The organism is Chryseobacterium sp. SIMBA_038 (assembly GCF_046535115.1).
GTDB lineage: Bacteria > Bacteroidota > Bacteroidia > Flavobacteriales > Weeksellaceae > Chryseobacterium.
Window position 1 is genome coordinate 1 of sequence record NZ_JAWRXH010000014.1, and the last position, 5,699, is coordinate 5,699.

At 46.4% G+C, this 5,699-nt stretch carries 2 tRNA genes and 3 rRNA genes; all 5 read left to right on the forward strand.

The annotated features are described in order from the left end of the window. Nucleotides 1-454: 454 nt before the first annotated feature. The 5 genes from SB689_RS22485 to rrf all read left to right on the forward strand — a co-directional run bounded on the left by SB689_RS22485 (nucleotide 455) and on the right by rrf (nucleotide 5,655). Nucleotides 455-1,971 (forward strand): 16S ribosomal RNA (locus SB689_RS22485). 214 nt (nucleotides 1,972-2,185) lie between these two features. After that, nucleotides 2,186-2,259: transfer RNA gene (locus SB689_RS22490), tRNA-Ile, on the forward strand. An 82-nt stretch (nucleotides 2,260-2,341) separates the two neighbouring features. Then, nucleotides 2,342-2,415, forward strand: a tRNA-Ala gene (locus SB689_RS22495). 162 nt (nucleotides 2,416-2,577) lie between these two features. Beyond that, nucleotides 2,578-5,342 (forward strand): 23S ribosomal RNA (locus SB689_RS22500). 205 nt (nucleotides 5,343-5,547) lie between these two features. Beyond that, nucleotides 5,548-5,655, forward strand: a 5S ribosomal RNA gene (gene rrf / locus SB689_RS22505). The 16S, 23S and 5S rRNA genes sit together here with 2 tRNA genes alongside, the layout of an rRNA operon. Nucleotides 5,656-5,699: the final 44 nt, after the last annotated feature.

Below are 5,699 nucleotides of genomic sequence, written 5' to 3' on the forward strand. Positions count from 1 at the left end.
TTATGTTAAATAGATTTGGAGTGGTAGGGTATAATGGAGTACTTTTGCCCCACTGAAAAACGAGATGTGGATCGGTAGCGCAGAAGGAGGTAACAGAGTATAAAGACTACGAAACAGATTACAATAAGCTTTAAATTTTTATTAAATAAAAGTTGTTAAAGTTAAAATAATTTGTATCTTTGCAGTCCGGTAAAACGGGAGCAGAGAAGTAGAAGATCAGGATATGGAAAGAGGAGATTTAGGGTTAGTTAAAAAACTTTAAATTAAGTCAAAAATCTTTTGGTCAATTAGAAATAAAGTTTTACTTTTGCACACGCAAATCTATACTGAAAACGACAGAAAATTAGGTATAGTAAAAAGCGGAAGATACAAGAAGATCATTGAAAAATAGATATAACAACCAAGTAAGGAAAAGACTAGAACGTTAATAACTTTGAGTGAGTCAGACAAACATACAATGGAGAGTTTGATCCTGGCTCAGGATGAACGCTAGCGGGAGGCCTAACACATGCAAGCCGAGCGGTAGAGATTCTTCGGAATCTTGAGAGCGGCGTACGGGTGCGGAACACGTGTGCAACCTGCCTTTATCTGGGGGATAGCCTTTCGAAAGGAAGATTAATACCCCATAACATATTGAGTGGCATCACTTAATATTGAAAACTCCGGTGGATAGAGATGGGCACGCGCAAGATTAGATAGTTGGTGAGGTAACGGCTCACCAAGTCAATGATCTTTAGGGGGCCTGAGAGGGTGATCCCCCACACTGGTACTGAGACACGGACCAGACTCCTACGGGAGGCAGCAGTGAGGAATATTGGACAATGGGTGAGAGCCTGATCCAGCCATCCCGCGTGAAGGACGACGGCCCTATGGGTTGTAAACTTCTTTTGTATAGGGATAAACCTTTCCACGTGTGGAAAGCTGAAGGTACTATACGAATAAGCACCGGCTAACTCCGTGCCAGCAGCCGCGGTAATACGGAGGGTGCAAGCGTTATCCGGATTTATTGGGTTTAAAGGGTCCGTAGGCGGGCTCGTAAGTCAGTGGTGAAATCTCATAGCTTAACTATGAAACTGCCATTGATACTGCGAGCCTTGAGTAAGGTAGAGGTAGCTGGAATAAGTAGTGTAGCGGTGAAATGCATAGATATTACTTAGAACACCAATTGCGAAGGCAGGTTACCATGTCTTAACTGACGCTGATGGACGAAAGCGTGGGGAGCGAACAGGATTAGATACCCTGGTAGTCCACGCCGTAAACGATGCTAACTCGTTTTTGGGTCTTCGGATTCAGAGACTAAGCGAAAGTGATAAGTTAGCCACCTGGGGAGTACGTTCGCAAGAATGAAACTCAAAGGAATTGACGGGGGCCCGCACAAGCGGTGGATTATGTGGTTTAATTCGATGATACGCGAGGAACCTTACCAAGGCTTAAATGGGAATTGACAGGTTTAGAAATAGACTTTTCTTCGGACAATTTTCAAGGTGCTGCATGGTTGTCGTCAGCTCGTGCCGTGAGGTGTTAGGTTAAGTCCTGCAACGAGCGCAACCCCTGTCACTAGTTGCTAGCATTAAGTTGAGGACTCTAGTGAGACTGCCTACGCAAGTAGAGAGGAAGGTGGGGATGACGTCAAATCATCACGGCCCTTACGCCTTGGGCCACACACGTAATACAATGGCCGGTACAGAGGGCAGCTACACAGCGATGTGATGCAAATCTCGAAAGCCGGTCTCAGTTCGGATTGGAGTCTGCAACTCGACTCTATGAAGCTGGAATCGCTAGTAATCGCGCATCAGCCATGGCGCGGTGAATACGTTCCCGGGCCTTGTACACACCGCCCGTCAAGCCATGGAAGTCTGGGGTACCTGAAGTCGGTGACCGTAACAGGAGCTGCCTAGGGTAAAACAGGTAACTAGGGCTAAGTCGTAACAAGGTAGCCGTACCGGAAGGTGCGGCTGGAACATCTCATTTTAGAGCGTCTTTAGACGTTAAACAAAATTAAGGTACTTAAGTGTACCATGTACTTACTTAAAGAACGTTTTAGTTTTTTACTCGGTTGATTTATATTAAAAACATACAAAACCCACTAGAAATTAGTAACAGGGAAGAGAGATTGAGTATAAAGGGAGAGGAAAAAGGGATATGCAAATATTACTTATTACTCATCACCCATTACTCATAACAAAGTCTCGTAGCTCAGCTGGTTAGAGCGCTACACTGATAATGTAGAGGTCGGCAGTTCGAGCCTGCCCGAGACTACTAATTAAAGCGGTAAGCATTAAGCTTAAAGCAGTAGGCATTTTGCCTAAAGCTTATAGCCTACAGCCTACAGCACCTAGAGGGGGAATTAGCTCAGCTGGCTAGAGCGCCTGCCTTGCACGCAGGAGGTCAAGGGTTCGACTCCCTTATTCTCCACAGTTTTGTGAGTCTGATTTAAAAGTACGATGAATAGAGCCAAAACAAATATTCATTTATCAGACGCGCAGAAAGAATTTAAAGATCATTGACATTAACGGTAAAAATATCACAAAGAGAAAACCGAGCACTTGCGAGTGCTTGAGTAATTAATAAAATAGGAAAGAAATCGTTAAGGGCGTATGGCGGATGCCTAGGCTTTCAGAGGCGAAGAAGGACGCGGTAAGCTGCGAAAAGCTGCGGGGATCGGCACACACGAATTGATCCGCAGATGTCCGAATGGGGCAACCCGGCATGTTGAAGACATGTCACTCCAATTTATTGGAGAGCAAACCCGGAGAACTGAAACATCTAAGTACCCGGAGGAAAAGAAATCGAAGAGATTCCGTAAGTAGTGGCGAGCGAACGCGGATTAGCCCAAAAGTCTTTATATATTTAAAAGAATGTTCTGGAAAGAACAGCCATAGAGGGTGATAGCCCCGTATTTGAAAGGTATATTTGGATGATAAATGAGTAGGGCGGGACACGTGAAATCCTGTCTGAATATGGGGGGACCATCCTCCAAGGCTAAATACTCCTGAAAGACCGATAGTGAACAAGTACTGTGAAGGAAAGGTGAAAAGCACTTCGAATAGAAGGGTGAAATAGAACCTGAAACCGTACGCCTACAAGCGGTCGGAGCCCACATGTTGGGTGACGGCGTGCCTTTTGCATAATGAGCCTACGAGTTAATGTTACTAGCGAGGTTAAGGACTTCAGGTCCGGAGCCGGAGCGAAAGCGAGTCTGAATAGGGCGCTTAGTTAGTAGTATTAGACGCGAAACCTTGTGATCTACCCATGGGCAGGTTGAAGCTTTGGTAACACAAAGTGGAGGACCGAACCGGTTGACGTTGAAAAGTCTTCGGATGACCTGTGGGTAGGGGTGAAAGGCCAATCAAACTGGGAGATAGCTCGTACTCCCCGAAATGCATTTAGGTGCAGCGTCGTGTATAAGTTTATTAGAGGTAGAGCTACTGATTGGATGCGGGGGAGTCAAATCCTACCAATTCCTGACAAACTCCGAATGCTAATAAATGTTCCACGGCAGTGAGGGCGCGGGTGCTAAGGTCCGTGTCCGAGAGGGAAAGAACCCAGACCAACAGCTAAGGTCCCCAAATCTCTATTAAGTTGAAGCAACGCGGTTGGACTGCATTGACAGCTAGGATGTTGGCTTGGAAGCAGCCATTCATTTAAAGAGTGCGTAACAGCTCACTAGTCGAGCGGTCCGGCATGGATAATAATCGGGCATAAATAGAGTACCGAAGCTATGGATTTATAACCATTGGGTTATATCTGGTAGGGGAGCATTCTGTTTGCACAGAAGCAGTGGCGTGAGCCATTGTGGAGCGTACAGAAAAGAAAATGTAGGCATAAGTAACGATAAAGCGGGCGAGAAACCCGCTCACCGAAAGACTAAGGTTTCCTCAGCCATGCTAATCAGCTGAGGGTTAGTCGGGACCTAACGCGAACCCGAAAGGGGTAGTGGATGGACAATGGGTTAATATTCCCATACTTGCTCACACTAAAAAGGGGACGGAGTGCCGTACTTACTGGAGACTGACGGAATAGTCAAGACCTAGCCTTCGGGCGAAGTTGCTGTAAGGAAAGTGCTTCCAAGAAAAGCCGAAGTGAAGCAACCCGTACCAAAACCGACACAGGTAGTCGAGGAGAGAATCCTAAGGTGCTAGAGTGAATCATGGTTAAGGAACTAGGCAAAATAGTCTCGTAACTTCGGGAGAAGAGACGCCATCAGCAATGGTGGCCGCAGTAAAAAGGCCCAGGCGACTGTTTATCAAAAACACAGGACTCTGCTAAATCGAAAGATGCTGTATAGGGTCTGACACCTGCCCGGTGCTGGAAGGTTAAGGAAGGGCGTTAGCAGTAATGCGAAGCGTTTGACTGAAGCCCCAGTAAACGGCGGCCGTAACTATAACGGTCCTAAGGTAGCGAAATTCCTTGTCGGGTAAGTTCCGACCTGCACGAATGGTGTAACGATCTGGGCACTGTCTCAACCATGAGCTCTGTGAAATTGTAGTCTCGGTGAAGATGCCGAGTACCCGCAATGGGACGAAAAGACCCTGTGAACCTTTACTATAACTTCGTATTGACTTTGAGTAAGTAATGTGTAGGATAGGTGGGAGACTTTGAAGCAGGCACGCTAGTGTTTGTGGAGTCAACGTTGAAATACCACCCTTTACTTACTTGGAGCCTAACTTCTTTTAGAAGGACACTGCGTGGTGGGTAGTTTGACTGGGGTGGTCGCCTCCAAAAGAGTAACGGAGGCTTTCAAAGGTACCCTCAGCACGCTTGGTAACCGTGCGTAGAGTGTAATGGCATAAGGGTGCTTGACTGTGAGACCTACAAGTCGATCAGGTGCGAAAGCAGGACATAGTGATCCGGTGGTTCCGTATGGAAGGGCCATCGCTCATAGGATAAAAGGTACTCCGGGGATAACAGGCTAGTCTCCCCCAAGAGCTCATATCGACGGGGAGGTTCGGCACCTCGATGTCGGCTCGTCACATCCTGGGGCTGGAGAAGGTCCCAAGGGTTGGGCTGTTCGCCCATTAAAGTGGCACGCGAGCTGGGTTCAGAACGTCGTGAGACAGTTCGGTCTCTATCTATTGCGGGCGTTAGATGTTTGAGAGGGCTTGATTCTAGTACGAGAGGACCGAATTGAACAAACCTCTGGTGTATCAGTTGTTCCGCCAGGAGCACCGCTGAGTAGCTACGTTTGGAAGAGATAAGCACTGAAAGCATATAAGTGCGAAACTCGCCTCAAGATGAGACATCTTTTAAGGGTCGTTGGAGATGACGACGTTGATAGGCTACAGGTGTAAAGTTGGTAACAGCATAGCCGAGTAGTACTAATTACCCGTAGATTTATTGCCTATTTACAGGAATAAATATAATCATCAAATGAGTAATCATTAATATTACATTATAAACCTATCTCAAGCTCCTTGCAAGTGCAAGAAAGGTTTTGTCTTTGTGAGTGTTTTTATCGATTAAAATTAGGTATCAGGAACCAGGTATCAGGATTTAGCGCCAAGCTAAGCCCTAACTCCTAAACCCTCGAACCTTATATAACGCCTTTAGGGTGGTTTTAGCGGTGGGGCTCACCTGTTCCCATTCCGAACACAGAAGTTAAGCCCACCAGCGCCGATGGTACTGCGAAAGCGGGAGAGTAGGTCGCCGCCAGTTTTTATTTAAAAGTCTCATACATTCATTTGTATGAGACTTTTTTT